This window comes from Amycolatopsis minnesotensis, from assembly GCF_039529815.1.
Taxonomy (GTDB): Bacteria; Actinomycetota; Actinomycetes; order Mycobacteriales; family Pseudonocardiaceae; genus Amycolatopsis; species Amycolatopsis minnesotensis.
In genome coordinates this window covers 16,896-36,502 of the sequence record NZ_BAAANN010000001.1, presented here as the reverse complement: position 1 = coordinate 36,502, position 19,607 = coordinate 16,896, and the positions used below count along the sequence as shown (strand labels likewise).

6 protein-coding genes are annotated in these 19,607 nt (G+C 73.4%); all 6 read right to left on the bottom strand.

Annotation, left to right across the window (positions count from 1 at the left end; genetic code table 11):
- Positions 1-62 precede the first annotated feature (62 nt).
- From ABD256_RS00105 to ABD256_RS00080, 6 genes are read right to left on the bottom strand one after another with little or no spacing between them, the layout of a single operon-like run.
- Positions 63-6,269 carry an amino acid adenylation domain-containing protein gene (locus tag ABD256_RS00105; RefSeq protein WP_344411933.1) on the bottom strand — a complete coding sequence of 2,069 codons (6,207 nt, stop codon included), beginning with the start codon at positions 6,267-6,269 and terminating at the stop codon, positions 63-65.
- 51 nt (positions 6,270-6,320) lie between these two features.
- A complete protein-coding gene (locus ABD256_RS00100; protein WP_344411931.1) occupies positions 6,321-7,301 on the bottom strand; it encodes a TauD/TfdA family dioxygenase in 981 nt (326 codons plus the stop codon).
- Between the two features lie 34 nt (positions 7,302-7,335).
- Complete coding sequence (locus ABD256_RS00095) at positions 7,336-17,355, bottom strand: non-ribosomal peptide synthetase (protein ID WP_344411929.1); 10,020 nt, start codon at positions 17,353-17,355, stop codon at positions 7,336-7,338.
- A complete protein-coding gene (locus tag ABD256_RS00090) occupies positions 17,352-18,287 on the bottom strand; it encodes an LnmK family bifunctional acyltransferase/decarboxylase (RefSeq protein WP_344411927.1) in 936 nt (311 codons plus the stop codon). The genes ABD256_RS00095 and ABD256_RS00090 overlap by 4 nt, the downstream gene beginning before the upstream one ends.
- Positions 18,284-19,378: a histidinol-phosphate transaminase gene (locus ABD256_RS00085; RefSeq protein ID WP_344411924.1), complete on the bottom strand. Its 1,095-nt coding sequence runs from the start codon at positions 19,376-19,378 to the stop codon at positions 18,284-18,286. The genes ABD256_RS00090 and ABD256_RS00085 overlap by 4 nt, the downstream gene beginning before the upstream one ends.
- A complete protein-coding gene (locus tag ABD256_RS00080; protein WP_344411922.1) occupies positions 19,375-19,605 on the bottom strand; it encodes an acyl carrier protein in 231 nt (76 codons plus the stop codon). Before ABD256_RS00080 ends, ABD256_RS00085 begins: the two co-directional genes overlap by 4 nt.
- Positions 19,606-19,607 lie beyond the last annotated feature (2 nt).

Here is a 19,607-nt window from a genome sequence, read left to right as displayed (position 1 = left end):
CACTCCCTCACTGAGTTCCGGCGAACAGTGCCCGAGCCTCGACCACCGATACCGTCACCTCGTCAGTGGCGGCGGGTGAGGGCTGGTCGGCGCGTGGCCGGCGCGGCTAGGTGGACGGCTAGTCCGGCGACCGTCGGGGCGTCGAAAATCGCGCGGAGGGAGCATTCCGCGCCCAGCTCAGCTCGGATGCGCCCGAGCAGGCGATAGGCAAGCAACGACTGCCCGCCCAGGAAGAAGAAGTTGTCATCGACGCCGACCTGATCGAGGCCAAGCACCTCCGCGAAGAGGACGCAGAGCCGCTCCTCGCGCTCGTTGCGGACTTGGCGCGTGGCAGCCCCTGTCGGCGCCGCGGGCGCGGGTAGCGCCGCCTTGTCGAGCTTGCCGTTTCGGGTGAGCGGCAAGGCATCCATGGGCACCACCGCCGACGGGACCATGTAGGTCGGCAGCCGCTCCCCCAGCGCTGCCAGCACTGTCTGGGGCTCGACGTCACCGGGGACGACATAGCCGACTAGGTGCGGCACACCGTCGTCCGTCCGCAGAATCGCGGCTGCCTGAGCAACCCCCGGCTGGTCGAGCAGCGCCGTCACGACCTCCGCCAGTTCCACCCGGTAGCCGCTGATCTTGACTTGATCGTCGACGCGGCCGACGAACTCCAGGTTGCCGCTGGGCAGGAACCGCCCGACGTCGCCGGTGCGGTACATGCGGGCGCCGGGCGGCCCCGCCACGTCGGCCACGAACCGTTCCGCGGTCAGGCCCGGTTGGCCGAGGTAGCCGCGTGCGAGTCCCGGCCCGCCGAGGTAGATCTCTCCGGGCGCGCCGGCCGGCACCGGCCGCAAACCCCGGTCCAGCACGTACAACCGGGTGTTGTCCATCGGCGCGCCCACGGGCACGTTGGCCGGCACCGGGGCCCCGGCGTGCAGCGGGAACCAGGTCGAGATGACGGTGGCCTCGGTCGCTCCGTAGGCGTTTGCCACCCTCATCTCCGGCACCTCGTCGAGCAGCTTGCGCACCGCCGCCGAGCTGATCACGTCGCCGCCCGACCAGGCCAGCCCGAGTTGCGCCATCGGCTTGGTGGCTTCCTCCGCCAGTACGTTGAACAAGGCCGCCGCGAAGACCGCCGAGGTCACCTCGCCGGCGACGGCCGTCATCGCCGCGCGGTCGAGCGGGCCGGGCGGCAGCACCACCCGGCCACCCGACAGCAGCGGAAGCCATAACTCGTAGGTGGACGGGTCGAACGCGTGCGGCGAGTGGTGCAGCACCGCCCGCCTGTCTTCGGGCCGCCACCGCCGGTCGGCCGTGAAGGCGACGATGCTGCGGTGGCTGACGCCGACACCCTTGGGCACGCCGGTCGACCCGGAGGTGTACATGACGTACGCGAGCTGGTCGGGATGCACCTTCAGCCCAGGCCGCGACGTGGGGCCGGCGATGGGATCGTCGGCGTACACGACGGGCACGCCGACAGCACCGAGCAGCGGGTGCGCGGCCGAGGCCCGGTCAGCGAGCATGACCGGTGTCCCGGTGCTCTCGACGACCCAACGCATGCGCGCGAGCGGGAACCCGGCGGGCAGCGGGATGTAGTAGGCGCCCGCCTTCAGCACGGCAAGGATCGCCACCACCACGTCGGCCGACTTCTGCTGGAGCAGGACGACCGGCTGCTCGGGCCGGACCCCCGTCGCGATCAGCACGTGCGCGAGGCGGTTGGCCCGCTCGTCCAGCTCGGCGTAGGTCAGCGCGCCCCGCGGCCCGGTCACGGCCGGCGCGTGCGGCGTGTCGTCCACCCGCTGCTCGAACCGCTCGGGCAACGACGTCAGGGGGAACTCGACGGCCGTGTCGTTGCGGTCGATCAGCACCCGTTGTCGTTCGGCGGCGCCGAGCACGTCCACGGTGTGCAGTGCCGTCTCCGGGTGCCCGGTCAGCGCGGCCACGACGTTCGCCGTCGTGGTGTGCAGCGCGGCGAGCACTACGTCCGTGGGGATCGCGGGCACCGCCTGCACGACGAACGTGAAGCCGGTGCCGTCGTCGTCGATGGAGACCACCAGCGGATAGTTCGTGCGCTCCCGCTCGCCGAAGTTCTCCACACCGGGCAGGTCGGTGCCGCCGTCCGTGGTGTCGTGCCGGTAGTTGAGCAAGGTCGTGAACAGCGGCGCGGGGAACGGCACGCCGGAAGCCCGCTGCGCGTCCGCCAGCGACGCGTGTTCGTGGACCAGGAGGCCGGCGAGCTGGGCGTGCATGTCCCTGACCGCTTCCCGGACACTGGCACGGTACGTCCCCGCCCGCACCGGCAGCGTGTTGATGAACAGCCCCGGCACCCGTTCGACGACGGTGCCTGCCCGCATCCGCCCGAACAGCAGCGTGCCGAAGACGACGTCGTCGCGACCGGCCAGCCCGGCGAGCACCCGCGCCCAGACGACGTGGAACACCGTGGCGGGACTGGTATCGGCGAGGCGTGCGACGACGCGCAGCCGCGCGGCGAGCTCCGGGTCCAGCGGGCTGTTCCGCTCGGCGACGTCGCCGCCGTCGTGGTGCACCTCCAGCACGCCGTAGGGGGCGGTCGGCTCGGTGATGTCGCCGAGCAGCCGGGCGAACCAGGCCCGGTGCTGCTCGGCCGACATGCCGAGCAGTGCCTGGGCGACGTAGTTCCGGTAGGGCTCGGGTGGCGGGAGCTGCTCACCCTGGCCGGCCAGCAGCTCCGCCAGCTCGTCGAGGAGGATCTCGCCCGTCGTGTGGTCCTGCGTGATGTGGTGCATGCGCCAGACGAGCAGCCAGTGGCCGGTGCGGGGCTCAGGAGCGACGTACACGTCCATCAGGGGTGCGCGGCGCAGGTCCATGATGGTGTCGCAGACGGCCAGCAGCTCGCGGACGCCGTCGTCGCCGCTGACGGTCACCTCGGTGACCGTCAGCTCGGCAGTGCGGTGGACGACCTGGACCGGGTGCGGCAGATCTTCCCAGACCAGGGACGTGCGCAGGACCTCGTGCCGCGCCAGCAGTGTGCGGCACGCGGCGAGGAACTCGTCGAGCCGCTCCCGCGAGGCAAGGCGGAACGGGTGGCGCAGCAGGTACGGGTCCCGGTCGCGGCCTTCGTGCAGCCGGTGGTGGAAGAACAACCCGTCCTGCAGCGGCCCGAGCCGGTAGACGTCGGCGATCGCCGCGACACCGCCGGGCACGGCCGCAGTCACGAGCGCCAGCTGCTCCTCGGTGAGCCCGGCGAGGGGCACCATCGCGGGCATGAGCGCGGCGGCGTCCGGCGGAATGACCGTTGGCGGCACCACGACCGGACCGGTGACCGTCGCCGCGGCCAGCTCGGCGGGAGTCGGTGTGGTGAACAGGGTGCGCACGTCCACGGGCACGCCCCGCACGCGCAGCAGCTCCGCCAGGTGCACCAGCAGGAGCGAATGCCCGCCCAGCGCGAAGAAGCTGTCATCCGCGCCGACCCTGGGCACTCCGAGAACCTCGGCGAACGCCGCACAGAGCAGTTCCTCACGCGGGTTCGCGGGCGCGCGCCCGGCGGCGACGGCGTAGTCGGGACGGGGCAGCGCCGCCCGGTCGACCTTGCCGTTGACCGTCGCGGGGATCGCGTCGAGGACGACTATGGCCGCGGGGACCATGTACTCGGGCAGTTCGGTGGTGGCGTGCGCGCGCAGCGTGGCGGCCAGGCCTGGCGGGACGCTCGCCGCCGTGACCACGTAGGCCACGAGGCGGCGGTCGCCGGGCTCGTCCTCGCGCACGGTGACGATCGCCTGCGCGACCGATCCGTGTGCGGCCAGGACCGCCTCGATCTCGCCCAGTTCGATCCGCAGGCCACGGAGCTTGACCTGGTTGTCGGCGCGGCCGACGAACTCCAGGATCCCGGCCGCGGTCCACTTCACCAGGTCGCCGGTGCGGTACATGCGCTCGCCGGGTGGGCCGTCCACATCCGGCACGAACCGCTCGGCGGTCAGGCCCGGCTGATCGAGATAGCCGCGAGCGAGCTGGACGCCCGCGATGTAAAGCTCGCCGGGCACGCCGGACGGGACGGGGCTCAGCCGGTCGTCGAGCACGTGCAGGCGGGTGCGCCAGACCGCCCTGCCGATCGGCACCATCGCGCCGGGCGCGTCCGCGGCGTCGCGGACCAGGTGCTCGGTGGCGGTGTTGGTGGTCTCGGTGGGGCCGTACTGGTTGGCCACGGGCGCGCCGACAACGGCGCGCACCTGCGCGGCCTGGGTCGTGGTGAGCGCCTCGCCGCCGCTGAACATGACGCGCAGGCTGTCGCAGCGCGCCGCCGCGGGCTCGCGCAGCAGGGGGCCGAGCATCGACGGCACCATTTCGACGATCGTCACCCGGTGCTCCGAGATCAGCTCGGCGAGGTACGCCGGGTCGCGGTGCCCGCCCGGTTGGGCCACGAACATGGTCGCACCGTGCAGCAGCGGCCAGATCAGCTCGATGAGCGAGGCGTCATAGCTGAACGGGGTCTTCAGCAGCGTTCGGTCGGCCTGGCCGATCCCGTGCGAGTCCTGCATCCACGCGAGGTGGTTGACGATCGCGCGGTGCGGCACCGGCACGCCCTTGGGCACACCGGTCGAGCCGGAGGTGAAGATGATGTACGCGGTGTGCTCAGGGTGCAACGCCACACCTTCGAGCGGCAGGGCGTCGTGCCGCCGCAGCGCGGCGATCGTCGCCGGGTCGTCGAGGATCAGGCTGGTCTGCCCCGCCGGCAACCGGTCGGCGAGATCCGAAGTGGTCAGCACGAGCGGGGCACGGGTGGTGGCGAGGATCCGGTCCAGCCGGGCGGCAGGCAGCTCCGGGTCCAGCGGGACGTACACCCCGCCCGCGTTCAGCACGCCCTGCAGCACTGCCGGAAGCTCCAGCGAACGGTTCAGCAGCAGCCCGACCGGAACCTCCGGACCGACACCGAGACCGGCGAGGTGCCGGGCGAGGCGGTTCGCGTGCTCCGCCAGACCCGCGTAGGTCAAGCTCCGCTCCCCCTGCACCACGGCGGTCACCTCCGGGTACAGCCGCGCCGCGCGGGCGAAGAGCCGCGGCAGTGTCTCCCGCGAGACGGGCGGTGCGTCGGCGAGCGTGTCGTTCATGACGGTCGGCCTCTCTTCGTCGGAAGTCGGTACGGGGGCCGGCCCGCGGCGGCACAGGGCGACGGCGGTGACGAGCGCGCCGAGCGCCATCAGCGCGATGACCTGCCGGAAGCTGAGCAGAGCGACCAGGCCCGAACCCGCGCCGAGCGCGGCCGCCTGCGGGATGGTCAGGCAGAGGTTCACGGCGGCCTGGGTGCGGCCCATGAGGTGTTCGGGCGTCGCCGCCTGCGCGACCGTGGCCAGTCCGATCACGGCCAGCGGGCCCGCGGCGCCGGCGAGCACCAGCCCGGCGATCACCGTGGGCAGGGTCACCACCGCCTGCAGGGCGGTGCCAAGGGCGAACACCAGCGCCCCGGCCACCACCAGCCGCTGCGGCCGGAACCGGCTGATCGCCACGCTGCCGCACAACGCGCCGGCAAGGCCGCCGAGCGCCAGTACGCTCTCCAGGACGCCGAGAAAGGTCGGCGGGCGGTGCATGCCGTGCTCGATCAGTGCCAGCAGCATCGGCGAGGTCAGGCCGATCACCGCCGTCATGGTGATCATCGCGACCAGCAACGGCCGGATGGTGGCGGAGCGGCGCACATGGCGGAGGCCGGCGGTGAGCTCCGCGGCCCAACCGGTGCGTTCCCGGCGCGCGGGGGGCTCGCGATGCGGCAGCGTGGCGAAGGCCAGCGCCGCGATCAGCAGGCAGGCCATGGCCACCAAGGCGATGCCGTGACCGCCGATCCACCCGTACACGCTGGCTCCGGCGACCGGGGACAGCAACGTCGTCCCGGCCCGGACGCTCTGGCTGAGCCCGGCCGCGGCGCCGAACTCCGCCTCCTCCACCAGCATCGAGCGCAGCAGCGCGCTCTGCGCCGGGCCAAGCACCGCCGAGGCGGCACCGTAGGCGACAGCCACGGTGTAGAGGACGCCGATGTCGCCTGGGCCGTCGACGAGCAGCAGCGCCGCCGACGCGAGCGCGACGGCCAGGTTCGTGACGATCAACAGCGGCCGCCGCCGCACCCGGTCGGCGAGCACTCCGCCGAGAGGCAGCAGCACCGTCGGCGCCATGTAGGTGAACATGACCAGTGCCGCCACCGAGCTGCTGCCGGTCAGCACCTTCGCCCAGACGCCGAGCGCGATCAGGGCGACGCCGTCGCCGAACAGGGACAGCGTCTGTCCGACCAGGAACAGCCGGATACCGGGACGAGCCAGCAGCACGACGATCTCCAGCCTTGTTCTCGGGGGTCGGCGGATTCGGACGGGGTGGGATCAGCGCTCCAGCACGTGGCCGTCGCCGGGGCGGTGGTCACGGGAGCGGCGCAGGTCGTTGAGCACGAACGTGCGCTGCAGCCAGCGGTCCGCGCCGTCGTAGCGGGGGCGGAAGGCCGAACGCCCGTGCAGGGTGACGTGGTTGTCGACGATGGCGAGGACGCCCGGCTCGAGCCGCCGCGTACGCGCCACGGCCTCGAGGACGCGGTTCAGTTCGTCCAGCGCCGCCTGGCCGTCCGGGGTGACCGCGGTGGTGGCCGCGAAGTCGACTCGCACGTCCGGGTCCTCGGCGTCCCCGGTGAGCACGGCCTGCTCGGGTGTGCCCGCGCTGTCGAACCCGAACGACGGCGGGGCGGCTGTCCGGAAGACCGGGCGGCCGAGCAGCGCGCGGGTGGTCGCGGGCAGCAGGCCCAAGGCCTCGCGGACCGAGCTGGTGTGCAAGCCCGCGACGCGGTCGTGGTCGGCGCGCAGGCAGAGCAGCAGCACGTAGTCGGGCCGGTGGTCATGGAACGCGTTCTCGTTGTGCAGCATCAGCTCGGTCGAGCCCGCGTTGCCCTGGAACGCCTCCTGGCCGGGCACCGGCACGACGTCCTGGACGAGCGCGCCGCCCTTCTCCTGGCGGTAGGCCGCCGGGTCGCCGAGGCCGCAGGCGACCAGCAGCAGCACGGCGGCGGCGCGGGTGGTGGTGCGCTGGACCGAGCCGCCGACCGACGGGGTGGGCGGCAGCTCGACGTCGAGAGGCAGCCCGCGCACGACCAGAACACCGGACACGCCGGAGTCGCGGCGGAACGCCCGGATCCGGCGCCGGGTGCCGACGGGCAGATCATCCCAGGCGCTGCGGGCTCCGGCGACCAGCGCTTCGTCGACGTGCGGGTGCGCGGTCACGAGCCGGTCGGCGACTGCCGCGAACGCGGCTGCCTCGCCGGGGCTCAACGCGAGGACGTTGCTACCGGGCGCGAGCTCGATGGTCGCTTCGGTCATGCGAAACTCCTAGTCCAGGTGTCCAGGTGGGGTGTCAGCGCAACAAGGGCTCGAGCACGGCGGCGATCCGCCCGGCGTGCTCGGGTGCCAGCAGATCTCCGTGCGCGCACGCGATCCGGTGCTGGTCGAGGTCGCCTGTCAGGTACGGCCGCCACCGCCCGGCTTCCGCCGCCGCGACCGTGTGCTCGGCGGTGAAGAAGACCGCGTCGCCCTCGTAGCACGGCGGCACGTGCACGCCGGCGAGCCGGGCGTGCCGGACGAAGGTCGCGCAGAGCTGCTCGATCAGGTCGGCGCCGAGCCCGGCGAGCGGACCGGCGGCGGTGGCCAGCGCGACGAAGCTGTCGACATCGACGGGTTCGGCGGTGTCGGCCGGCACCCGGTGGCCGAGCGAGGTCAGCAGCTGGGCCAGTGCCTCGGCGGGCGTGAGCTCGCCGACCTCCTCTTCCGCCGGGTAGCCGTCGAGCAGCGCCAGCAGCGTGACCTTGTCGCCCGTTTCCTGCAGCCGGGCGGCCATGGCGTGCGCGACGACCGCCCCGAAGGACCAGCCGAGCAGCTGGTACGGCCCCGACGGCTGTACCCCGCGCAACCGCTCCACGTAGCAGGCGGCCATCTCGGCCACGGTCGCCGGTGACTCGGCCCCGGCCTGCAGGGCGTAGAGAGGCCGGCTGGGGTCGAGGTGCTCGAGCAGGCTGCTGTAGACCCAGCCGATGCCCGCGCCGGGGTGCACGCAGAACAGGGGGGTCACTCCCGCTCTGCCCGCACGCAGGCACAGCAGTTCGTCAGGGGGCCGCTGCACGCCCTCGTCGAGCAGGGCGGCCAGCCGGCCAACGGTCGGCGCGGTGAACAGGTCGGAGATGCGCAGGGTGAATCCGTACTGGTCGCCGGCCCGCGCGACCACCCTGGCAGCCAGCAGCGAGTGGCCGCCGAGGGCGAAGAAGTCGTCGTCGACACCGACCCGCTCGGCGCCGAGGGCCGCCTCGAACAGCTCGCAGAGCGCCGCCTCCGTGGCCGTACGCGGCCATCGGCCCGCTGTTGCCGTGGCCGCTGGTTCGAGCAGCGCCGCGCGGTCGATCTTGCCGTTCGTGGTGCGGGGCAGCCGGTCGAGTGCCACCACGGCGGAAGGCACCATGTACGGCGGCAGCAACCCGGCGAGCCGGCTCCGCAGCTCGTCCGGTCTCCACCCCGCGCCAGCGGCCGGGACGGCGTAGGCCAGCAGCCGCTCACCGCGTACGGTCGCCGCCGCCTCCACCACGTGCGGCAGTGCGGCCATCACCGCCTCGACCTCGCCCAGTTCGACGCGGAAGCCGCGCACCTTCACCTGGTCGTCGTCGCGTGCCACGAAGTCGACGGTGCCGTCGGCGCGGCGGCGCACGAGGTCCCCGGTGCGGTACATGCGGTCGCCGGGCGGGCCGTACGGATCGGCGACGAACCGTCCCGCCGTGCGGCCGGGCAACGCGAGGTAGCCGCGGGCCAGCAGACCGCCCGCGATGTACAGCTCGCCGGTGACGCCGGGCGGGGTGGGTGCCAGGCTGTCGTCGAGGACGTACCAGCGGGTGTCCCAGATGGGCCTGCCGATGGTGATGCCGCCGTCGGGCAGCTCGTCGCCGGGCTCGATGCGGAATTCGCCGCAGCCCACGGTGGTTTCGGTCGGGCCGTACTCGTTGATCACGGTGACGCCGGGGTGCCGTGCCCGCCACTGGCGCAGCGCCGAGCCGAGCAGCAGCTCACCGCCGAGAACGAGGTCGCGGGTGGGCGCGTACCCGGACGGCAGGATCCCGAACAGGCCAAGGTGCGACGGGGTGGCCTTGACGAAGGTGGGTTGCTCGACCATGGCGGGCGGTGCGTCGGCCAGCTCGGTCAGGTGAACCTCGCCGCCGGCCGTGAGCGTGCCCCAGAGGCCGGTCACGGTCAGGTCGAACACGACCGGGGAGTGCACGAGGGAGCGGCCGGACATTCCGGGGTAGGCGTGCCGTGCCCACGCCAGGTAGAGAGCCAGCGAACGGTGTTCGACCACCACGCCCTTCGGCTCGCCCGCGGAGCCCGACGTGAAGATCACGTACGCGGCGGCGGCGGGCGGCAGTGGGATGCCGGGGTCGGTGGCGTCCTCCGCGACCAGCGGCAGGCCGCCGCTGAGCACCAGCGCGGGTGCTGCGACCTCCAGGACGCGGGACTTCCGTTCGGCGGGCTGGCCGGGGTCGAGCGGCAGGTAGGCCGCACCCGCCTTCAGCACCCCCAGCAGCGCCACGACCAGGTCCGCACCGGGTGGCAGTTCGACGCCGACCAGGTCGCCCGGTACGACGCCGCGGCCGATCAGGTGGCGGGCCAGCCGGTTCGCGCGTTCGTCCAGCTCGCCGTAGGTCACCCTGGCGGCCCCTGCCACCACCGCTGTCCGCGACGGCGTCGCGGTGGCATGCGCGGAGACGAGGTCCGGGACCGGCAAGAATTCCGGGACGACCGCGCCTGCCGCGGCCTCCACCAGGGCACGCCGCTCGGCGGCGCCGAGGACGTCCACCCTGTCCACCCGGGCGCCCGGGTCGGTCACGACGGCCCGCAGCACCCGGACGAGCCGGTCCGCGATCGCCTGCGCGGTCGCCTCGTCGAACAGGTCGGCGGCGTATTCGAGGACGCCGTCGACACCCGCCGGAGTGCCGTCCGGGCCGTACTGCTCGGCGAAGACGAACGAAAGGTCGAAACGGGCCGTACCGCCACCGAGGTCCTCCTCGGTCACGGTCACCCCGGGCAGACGGAGCTCGCCGTCCGCGATGTTCTGGAAGGTCAGCATCACCTGGAACAGCGGGTGCGCCGCGGACCGGGCGGGGTTCAGCTCCTCGACGAGCCGCTCGAACGGCACGTCCTGGTGGTCGTAGGCGGCCAGGTCGGTCGCGCGCACCCGGGCCAGGAGCTCGCTGAACGAGGGGGTACCGGACAGGTCCGTGCGCAGGACGAGCGTGTTGACGAAGAAGCCGACCAGGTCGTCGAGTGCGGTGTCGGTGCGCCCGGCGATCGCCGTGCCGAGGGGGATGTCGGTCCCGGCGCCGAGGCGGGACAGCAGCACCGCCACGGCGGCCTGCAACACCATGAACACGGTCGCCCGCCCCTCCCCGGCCAGCCGGGCGACCCCGAGGTGCAGCTCCGCGTCCAGTCGCAGGCCCACCTCGCCGCTGGCGTACGAGGGGGTCGTGGTGCGCGGCCGGTCCAGGGGCAGTTCCAGGCATTCGGGCAGGCCGGCGAGCTGCCGCCGCCAGTAGCCGAGCTGACCGACGGCGGTGGTGCCCAGCAGTTCGCGCTGCCAGAGGGTGTAGTCGGCGTACTGGACGGGCAGCGGCGCCCACCCGGGAGCCGCTCCGGCGCGGCGGGCGGCGTAGGCGGTGCCCAGGTCGCGCAGTAGCGGTTCGAGGGACCAGCCGTCGCTGGCGATGTGGTGCAGGGTCAGCACGAGCAGCCCGTCGCCGGTCAGCCAGGCCCGGATCGGCAGGTCGCGGGTCAGCTCGAACGCCGCATCGGGTGCGGGCGGCAGCGCGCTGAGGCCGGGCCGGGCCTGCGCACCGCCCAGCACCAGCTGCCGCGGCGTGCCGTCGACGGTGGGGAAGATCGTGCGCAGGGCCTCGTGGCGGGAAATCACGTCGCCGAAGGCCGCTTCCAGCGCGTCCCGGTCGACGTCGCCGGTGAGCCGGAAGGCCAGCGAGCTGTTGTACGTAGCGCCAGTGCCCTCGAGCTGGGCCAGGAACCAAAGCCGCTGCTGGGCGTACGACAGCGGCAGCGGCTCGGGGCGCTCCCGCACGGTCATCGGCGGGCGGGCCGGGGTTTCCGCGCTGGGCAGGGCAGCCAGAGAAGCCACGTCGGGGTGCTCGAACAGCGTCCGGATCGGGATTTCGACGCCCAGCTCGGCCCGGATACGGCTGACCAGGCGGGTGGCGAGCAGCGAATGGCCACCGAGCGCGAAGAAGCTGTCGTCCACACCGACCCGTGGCAAATCCAGGACCTCGGCGAACAACGCGCAGAGCAGTTCCTCGCGCGGGGTGCGCGCTGCCCTGCCGGAGTGCCGCGGGGCCGCCGTGGGCTCTGGCAGGGCAGCCCGGTCGACCTTGCCGTTCGCGGTGACCGGGAGCCGGTCGAGCACGACGACGGCGGCGGGGACCAGGTAGGCGGGCAGCGTTTCCTCGGCGTAGCCCCGCAGATCGTCCGCCCCGGCATCGACCCCGGCATCAACAACGACGTAGGCGATCACGCGTTTGTCGGCGGTGCCGCGCACCACGACCGCGACCTGGCTGACGGCGGGATGGGCGGCCAGCGCGGCCTCGATCTCGCCCGGCTCGACCCGGAAGCCGCGGATCTTCACCTGCCCGTCGTCGCGCCCGGCGAACTCCAGTACCCCGCCGGGCGCCCAGCGGCCGAGGTCGCCGGTGCGGTACATGCGCTCGCCCGGCGCGCCGTAGGGGTCGGCGACGAACCGGCCCGCGGTCAGTCCCGGCCTGCCGAGGTAGCCCCGCGCCACACCCGGCCCGGCAAGGTACAGCTCGCCTGTCACGCCCTCGGGCACCGGTTGCAGGTAGTCGTCGAGCAGGAGCACCTGGGCGTTGTCGAGCGGTCGTCCCAGCGGAACGGTGGCACCGACCTCGTCCGGATCGGACATCCGGTGCCAGGTCTTGATCGCGGTGACCTCGGTCGGGGCGTAGACCGCGACGACCGAGACGCCCGGGCAGGCCCGCAGCAGCGTGCGCACGGCGGCGGCCGGGACGATGTCGCCGCCGGTCCAGACCTCGCGAACCGTGCCGAGACTCTCCGCGTGCTCGGCGGCGAGTATCTGGAACAGCCCCGAGGGCGCCTGCACGAGCGTCGTCCGGTGCTCGCGGATGGTGCGGATGAGCACGGCGGGGTCGAGCGGGCCTTCCAGGGCGAGGACGATGCGGCCGCCGGTGCTCAGCGGCGCCCAGATCTCCGTGGTGGACGCGTCGAACGCGATCGGCGAGTGCAGCAGGACGGCCTCATGGGCTCCGGTGTGGAACCCGCCGTTGGCCAGCAGGTCGGCCAGGCCGCGGTGGGTGGTGCCGACGCCCTTCGGCGTGCCGGTCGAGCCCGAGGTGTAAACGAGGTAGGCGAGCTGGTCAGGGTGAACGGCCGGGAGCGGGGCGTGAATCCCGGCCCGCTCCTCGCCGAGGTCGAGCACCGGGCAGGCGGCCTCGCGGGCGATCGGGTGGTCGCGGTGCGCGCCGTCGACCAGCAGCACGGTGGCGTCAGCGTCACCGAGGATCGTGCGCAGGCGCGGCAGCGGGTAACGGTCGTCGAGCGGCACGTAGGTGCCGCCCGCACGCGCCGCCCCGACGACCGCCACGATGAGGTCGACGCAGCGCCCGGACAGGATCGCGACGCGCCCTTCCGAGCGGAGACCACCGGCGACGAGGTGCCTGGCCAGCCGGTCCGCCCGCGCCGACAGCTCACCGTACGTGAGACTCGTATCGCCCTCGACCACGGCGACGGCGCCGGGAGTCGCCGCGGCCTGCAGAGCGAAGAGCCCGGGCAGGGTCTGCCGGGGCAGCGGGACGCCCGCGGCACCCCGGCCCAGCCGCAGCAGCCGCGCACGCTCCCCCGTGCCGAGGAGGTCGATCGCGCCCAAGCGCAGGTCCGGCCGGACGGCAACCGCCCGCAGCAGCGCGGCGAGCCGTCCGGCGATGGCCTCGGCGCTGCGGTGGTCGAAGAGATCGGCGGCGTAGACCAGCTCGCCGTGCAGACCGGCCGGGCTGCCGCCGGGGCCGTGCCGCTCGTCGACGACGACGTTGAGATCGAACTGGGCGTGGTTGCCGTCGAGCGGTTCGAAGCGGGCGGCCAGGCCCGGGACGTCCAGGGCGGGCTCGGCCAGGTTGTCGTGCGTGACGACCGTCTGGAACAGCGGGTGGCGCCCTGGCACGCGGGCCGGGTTGAGCCGCTCGACCAGCGACTCGAACGGCACGCCCCGGTGGTCGTAAGCGGCGAGCGCGGTCGCGCGGACCCGGTCGAGCAGCTCGGCGAAGGTGGGGTTTCCGTCGGTGTGCGTGCGCAGCACGAGGGTGTTGACGAAAAAGCCGACGAGGTCGTGCAGCTCCTCGTCGTCCCGGCCGGCGACCGGGGTGCCGAGCGGGATGTCGTGCCCGGCGCCGAGCCGCGTCCACAGGGCCGCCACGGCCGCCTGCAGCACCATGAACATGCTGGCCCGGTGCCCGGCGGCGAGCGCGGCGAGCGCGGCGTGCACGCGAGCGTCCAGCGTGAACGGCACCTGCCCGCCCCGGTAAGTGGGGGTTGCGGGGCGGGGCCGGTCGTAGGGCAGCGGCAGTTCCTCCGGCAGGTCGCGCAGGGCCTCGCACCAGGCATGCAGGGACGTGTCATCGAGTAGCTGGCGCAGGGCGTAGTCGGCGTACTGAACGCGCAAGGGCACCCAGCCGGGTGCCTCTCCGGCACGGCGGGCGACGTAAGCGGTCCCGAGGTCGCGCAGCAGCGGAGCGAGGGAACCGCCGTCGCTGGCGATGTGATGCAGGAGCAGTAACAGGACGTGCTCGCCGCCGCTGCGGAAAAGCCACGCGCGAAGCGGGATGTCGGTGGCGAGGTCGAATACGGACGCCGAGGCGCCGGCCAGCGCCGTGGCGAGCTCCTCCCGCGTCACGCAGTCGACGGTTGTCAGGTCCGGGGTGAAGGCGGGCAGGATGCGTTGTTCCGGCCTGCCGTCGGTGGCGGGGAAGACCGTCCGCAGGCTCTCGTGCCTGGCCAGGACATCGCCGATCGCGAGGCGCAGGGCCCCGGCGTCCAGCTCCCCGGTCAGGCGCAGGGCGACCGGGGTGTTGTAGAGGGAGCTGGCCCCCTCGAGCTGCTCGACGAACCAGAGGCGCTGCTGGGCGTACGACAGCGGCAGCCTGCCGGGACGCGCGACCGCGGTCAGCGGTGCGCGGCCAGGGCCGGCGTCCCGCAGGCGGTGTGCTGTCCCGGCGACCGTCGGCGCTTCGAAGAGCGCGTGGATCGGCAGGTCGAGGTCGAGTTCGGCGGCGATGCGGCCGATCAAGCGGGTGGCCAGGAGCGAGTGGCCGCCGAGGTCGAAGAAGCTGTCGTCCACGCCGACGCGGTCGAGCCCGAGCACGGCGGCGAAGATCTTGCCGAGCCGCTTTTCGAGCTCGGTCAGGGGGCGGTCCGGCGCGCCGCTTCCGGCCGAGAAGTCCGGTGCGGGCAGGGCGGCCCGGTCGAGCTTGCCGTTGACGGTGAGCGGCAGCGCGTCCAGCAGTACCACCGCCGCGGGGACCATGTACTCCGGCAACTGCCGGGCGACGTGCTCGCGCAGCGCGGCGGGCAGGCCGTGCGGAGCATCTGCCGCAGGGACCGCATACGCCACCAGCCGCGTGCCACCTGGCTCGTCGGTGCGGGCCAGCACCGCCACCCGCGCCACGGCGGGGTGCGCGGCCAGCGCGGTCTCGATCTCGGCCAGCTCGATCCGGAAGCCGCGCACCTTGACCTGCTGGTCGGCGCGGCGGACGAACTCCAGCATGCCGTCCGCTGCCCAGCGGCAGACGTCGCCCGAGCGGTACATGCGCTCGCCGGGTGCGCCGAACGGGTCCGGCACGAAGCGCTCGGCGGTCAGGTCGGGGCGGTTCAAATAGCCGCGAGCCAGCTGCACGCCCGCGATGTAGGCCTCCCCCGGAATGCCCGGCGGTACGGGCTGCAGGCGGTCGTCGAGCAGGTAGACGCGGGTGTTGCGGATCGGGCGGCCGATGGGCGCGATCGCGGCGCCTGCCGGGACCGTCGCCGGTTCGTACGCCGGCTGCGAGGTCATGACGATCGTGGTCTCGGTCGGGCCGTACTCGTTGACCAGTGCCCAGCCCAGCTCGCGGGCGACCCGTGCGGCCACGCCACCGGACAGCGCCTCGCCCGCGCTGCGGACCAGGCGCAGGCTCGTGATCGACTCGGCGAGGGGCTCCTGCGCGAACGCGGCGAGCGCCGAGGCGACGAACTGGAGCACGGTCACGCCGTGCCGCCGTACCTGCTCGGCGAGGTAGGCGAGGTCGCGCTGGGCGCCCGCGCGGGGCAGCACGATCGTCGCGCCCGCCAGCAGCGGCCAGATCAGCTCGTTGATCGAGAGGTCGAAGCCGTATGCCGTCTTCTGCAGCACGCGGTCGGCGGGACCGAGCCGGAAGCGCTCCTGTGCCCAGGCGAAATGGTTGACGAGCGCCTCGTGGGACAGGACGACACCCTTGGGCGTGCCCGTCGAACCCGACGTGAAGATGACGTACGCGGGATGCGCGGGGCGCAGTCGCGCAGGTCGTACCGGGTCGGGCGAGTGGCACGCGAGCTCCGCTGCCGCTTCGGGGTCGTCGAGCGCGATCCGGCGCACCGGGAAAGCGAGTTCGTTCGGTCGACCGGAGGTCAGGACCAGGGCGGGGCGGCTCACCCGCAGGATGTTCTCGGCCCGCGCGGCGGGCAGGGCCGGATCGAGCGGCACCAGCGCCGCGCCTGCCTTGAGCACCCCCCAGATCGCGACGACCTGCTCCGGCGAGCGTTCCATCGCCACCGCGACCGGTGTCTCCGGGCCAGCGCCCGCCGCCGCCAGATATCGGGCCAGGCGGTTCGCGCGAGCGTCGAGCTCGGCGTAGGTCCACCGCACGTCGTCGCCAAGCAGGGCCGTGGCCTGCGGATCCTCGGCCACACGGGACGCGAGGAGATCCGGCAGGGTCGCGGTCTCGAGCGGGGCGGCGGTGTCGTTCCAGGTCCGCAAGACCTGCTGGCGTTCGTCGGCGCTCAGCAGGTCGAAGGAGCCGATGGGGCGGTGCGGATCGTCCGCGACGGCCCGGAGCAGCCGGACCAGCCGGGTGGCCAGGCCCTGTGCGGTGCCCTCGTCGAACAGGTCGGTGGCGTAGTCGACGGTCACGACACCGCCGTCGGCGAGGTCGACGATCAGGTCGAAGCGGGCGGCGGAGAGGTCGAAATCCTCCTCGCGGCAGTTCAGGTCGCCGAGGCGGCCGGGCACCGGGGTCTGGCTGTTGAGCGTGACCAGCGTCTGGAAGAGCGGGTGGCGGCCAGGCACCCGTGCGGGGCGCAGGTGCTCGACTACCGCCTCGAACGGCGCGTCCTGGTGGTCGAACGCGGCCAGATCCGTCGCACGGACGCGGCCGAGCAGTTCGGCGAAGGTGGGGTTGCCACCCGCGTGGGTGCGCAGCACGAGGGTGTTCACGAAGAAGCCGATCAGCGGAGTCAGCGCTTCGTCGTCCCGGCCGGCGACCGGGGTGCCCAGTGCGATGTCCTCGCCCGCGCCCAGCCGGGTGAACAGCGCGGCGACCGCGGCCTGCAGCAGCATGAAGGGGCTCACCCGCTCGGCCGTGGCCAGCGCGACCAGCCGTTCGTGCGCGCGGTGCCCGGCGCTCGCGGACACCCGGCCGCCCCGCAGCGACGGCCGAGCGGGGCGGGGCCGGTCGTACGGCAGCGCCAGCTCCTCGGGCAGGCCGTCGAGGGTGGACCGCCAGTGGGCGAGCTGAGTCGCCAGCACGCTGCCCGGCTCATCGGCGTCGCCCAGCATCTCGCGCTGCCAGAGGGCGTAGTCGGCGTATTGGACCGGCAGCGGCTCCTGAACCGGCTTGTGCCCGGCGATCCGCTGCGTGTACGCGTGCCCGAGGTCCTCGAACAAGGGCCCCAGCGAGGCGCCGTCGCAGGCGATGTGGTGCAGGAGCAGCAGCAGGACGTGCTCCTCGCCGACCCCGAACAGCCACGCGCGCAGCGGGATCTCGGTGCCGATGTCGAACCCGTGCCCGGCCGCGGCCGCCAGCGCCGCCCGCAGCTCCGCCTCCCCGGCGGACTCCCGGATCGCCAGCTCGGGCAGCACCTGACCGGCAGGCAGGATCCGCTGCTCGGGCAGCCCGTCCACGGCGGGGTAGACGGTCCGAAGGCTCTCGTGCCGCTCGACGAGGTCGCTCAGCGCGGCCCGCAGCGCCGCCGCGTCGATCGGGCCGGACAGCCGCACCGCGATCGGCGTGTTGTAGAGCGCGCTCGCCGGCTGGAGCCGCTCCAGGAACCAGAGCCGCTGTTGCGCGTACGACAGGGGAATCATGCCGGGCCTCCGGTCTCGATGGCGGTCGCCGCGAGGAACCGGCCTGTTGCCCGGTCCCGCATGACCAGGTCCGCGATCTCTCGTTCCGGGTCCCGTTCGTCGCGCCACAGCCGCAGGGTCACGGCGAACACCGTCCCCGGGTCCGCGTTGCCGAAATAGCCGATCCGCTGGTCGATCACCCTGCGCCGCAGGAACCGCTCGTCGGTGCGCCCGAGCGCGCGCCACGATGCCAGCAATGCCGTGTCGAACACCGAGAAGTACGACGCGAAGTACATGAGCCCGGCGCCGTTCAGGTCCCGCACCACGTCGAGCACGTGCTCGCTGGTACGCGCCTGCCCCACCTCGGCAAAGCCCTCCGGGCCGCTCGGGTGGAAGCCGCCTTCGGCACGCGCCCGGCCGGCCTCGGTACGCGGCGAGTACTCGTTGGGCAGCACGGGCAGGTGCTCGTAGGCGAAGTCCGGCGGAGCCAACGGGGTCAGCCCCTGGTTGCTGCCCGCCGTGCCGCGCGCGAGCCAGCGGTTGAAGTTCTCGGCGTACATGCAGTCCGGGTGCGGGCGCTCGTAGAACTCCTTCGCCGCCAAGGGTTCGCCGGGTGGGAACAGGCCGACGGGCGCGAGCCGGTGCAGGGTGAGCACCGACTGCCCGCCGAGCTGGAAGACCCGCGACGTCACGGTCAGCTCGTCGCCGAACGTCAACCCGTGCGGGTGCACCACGGCACCGCCGCGCACCCGGTAGTAGTAGAAGGACAGGTACGCGGGGTCGCCGGTGACCGTACGGGCGGCATAGACGTTCACGCCGCACGACTGCGCCACCGACGCCCAGGTCCAGTCGCCGATGCGGCCGAATATCAGGGAGCCGCCGCTGCACATGCCCGGCGCCACGACGACGTCGCGGGTGAGCGTCCCGTCCGGAACGACGGTGGTCGCGGTCATGCCGGCACCGCCTCCTCGTGACTCGGCGCGCTGCGCCACGCGGCCGCCGCGGCGAGGAAGTCGTCGTTGTCCGCGGGTGTGCCGACAGTCACGCGTACGCCCTGGCCCGCGAAGGGACGCACGGCGATCCGGCGGGCGGCGCACCAGCCGCCGAAGCGCTCGGCGTCGTCGCCCAGCCACAGCCACAGGAAGTTCGCCTGGCTCGGCGGCACGTCCCAGCCCGCGCGCAGCAACACGTCGCCTACCCGGGTGCGCTCGGCGACGGTGGCGTCGGTGACCGCGTGCATCCGGGCCGGCTCGCGCAGCGCCGCCACCGCCGCGGCCTGCGCCACCGTGCTGACCGAATACGCCAGGACGCCCTTGCGCAGTTGCCCGACGACCCGCGCGTCGCCAACGAGATAGCCCACCCGCAGCCCCGCCAGGCCGTACGCCTTGGAGAACGTCCGCAACACCACGACGTTCGGCCGCTCGCTCGTCAGGCACGGAGCGGCGGCGGGGTCGCGGACGTATTCGGCGTATGCCTGGTCGATCGCGACGAGGCAAGCGGGCGGCACCCGGTCCAGGAACGCGGTGAGCTGGGCCGCCGGCACCGTCGTACCCGTCGGGTTGTTGGGATCGCAGACCACCACCAGGCGGGTTCGCGGCGTGATCCGCTCCGCCATCGCCGCGAGGTCGTGGATGTGCCCGACCAGCGGCACTGGGACCGGCCGCACCCCGGCCAGCTCGGCAAGGGGCCGGTACAGCTCGAAGGAGGGCGTTGCCAGCACCGCCTCCGCCCCCGGCCCGGCGACCGCCTGGAAGAGCAGTTGCAGCAAGGCCACCGACCCGGCGCCGGCCACGAACCGCTCCGGCCCGATCCGGTACGTCCTGGCCAGCTCGGCCACCAGATCCGTGCACCCCGGGTCGGGGTAGCGGTGCACCGTCGCCGCTGCCAGGACCGCGGCGTCCACCGCCTGGCGCGGCGGGGCCTCCGGCGACTCGTTGGCCGACAGCGGCCGGGGCGGCGTCGCGCCGTAGACGCCCTCAGCGGGCTGGTAACCGGGCAGGTCGCACAGGGTGCGGCGCAGGTGTGGCAGCGGCTCCGCGTTCACACCGCCGCCTTGCGCTCGGCCACCAGCCGCGCGACGTCCTCGACCGTCACCGTGTCCAGCAGTTCCCAGTCGTGGACCACGATGCCGAGCCGCGCGTCGAGCAGCGCGGCCAGTTCTTGTACCGCGAGAGAGTCCAGCCCGATCTCCTCGCGGGTCGCGGCCGGGCGGATGTCCTCGGCCCGGACCTGCATGGAGCCGACCAGGATGTGCTTGACCACCTCGTACACGC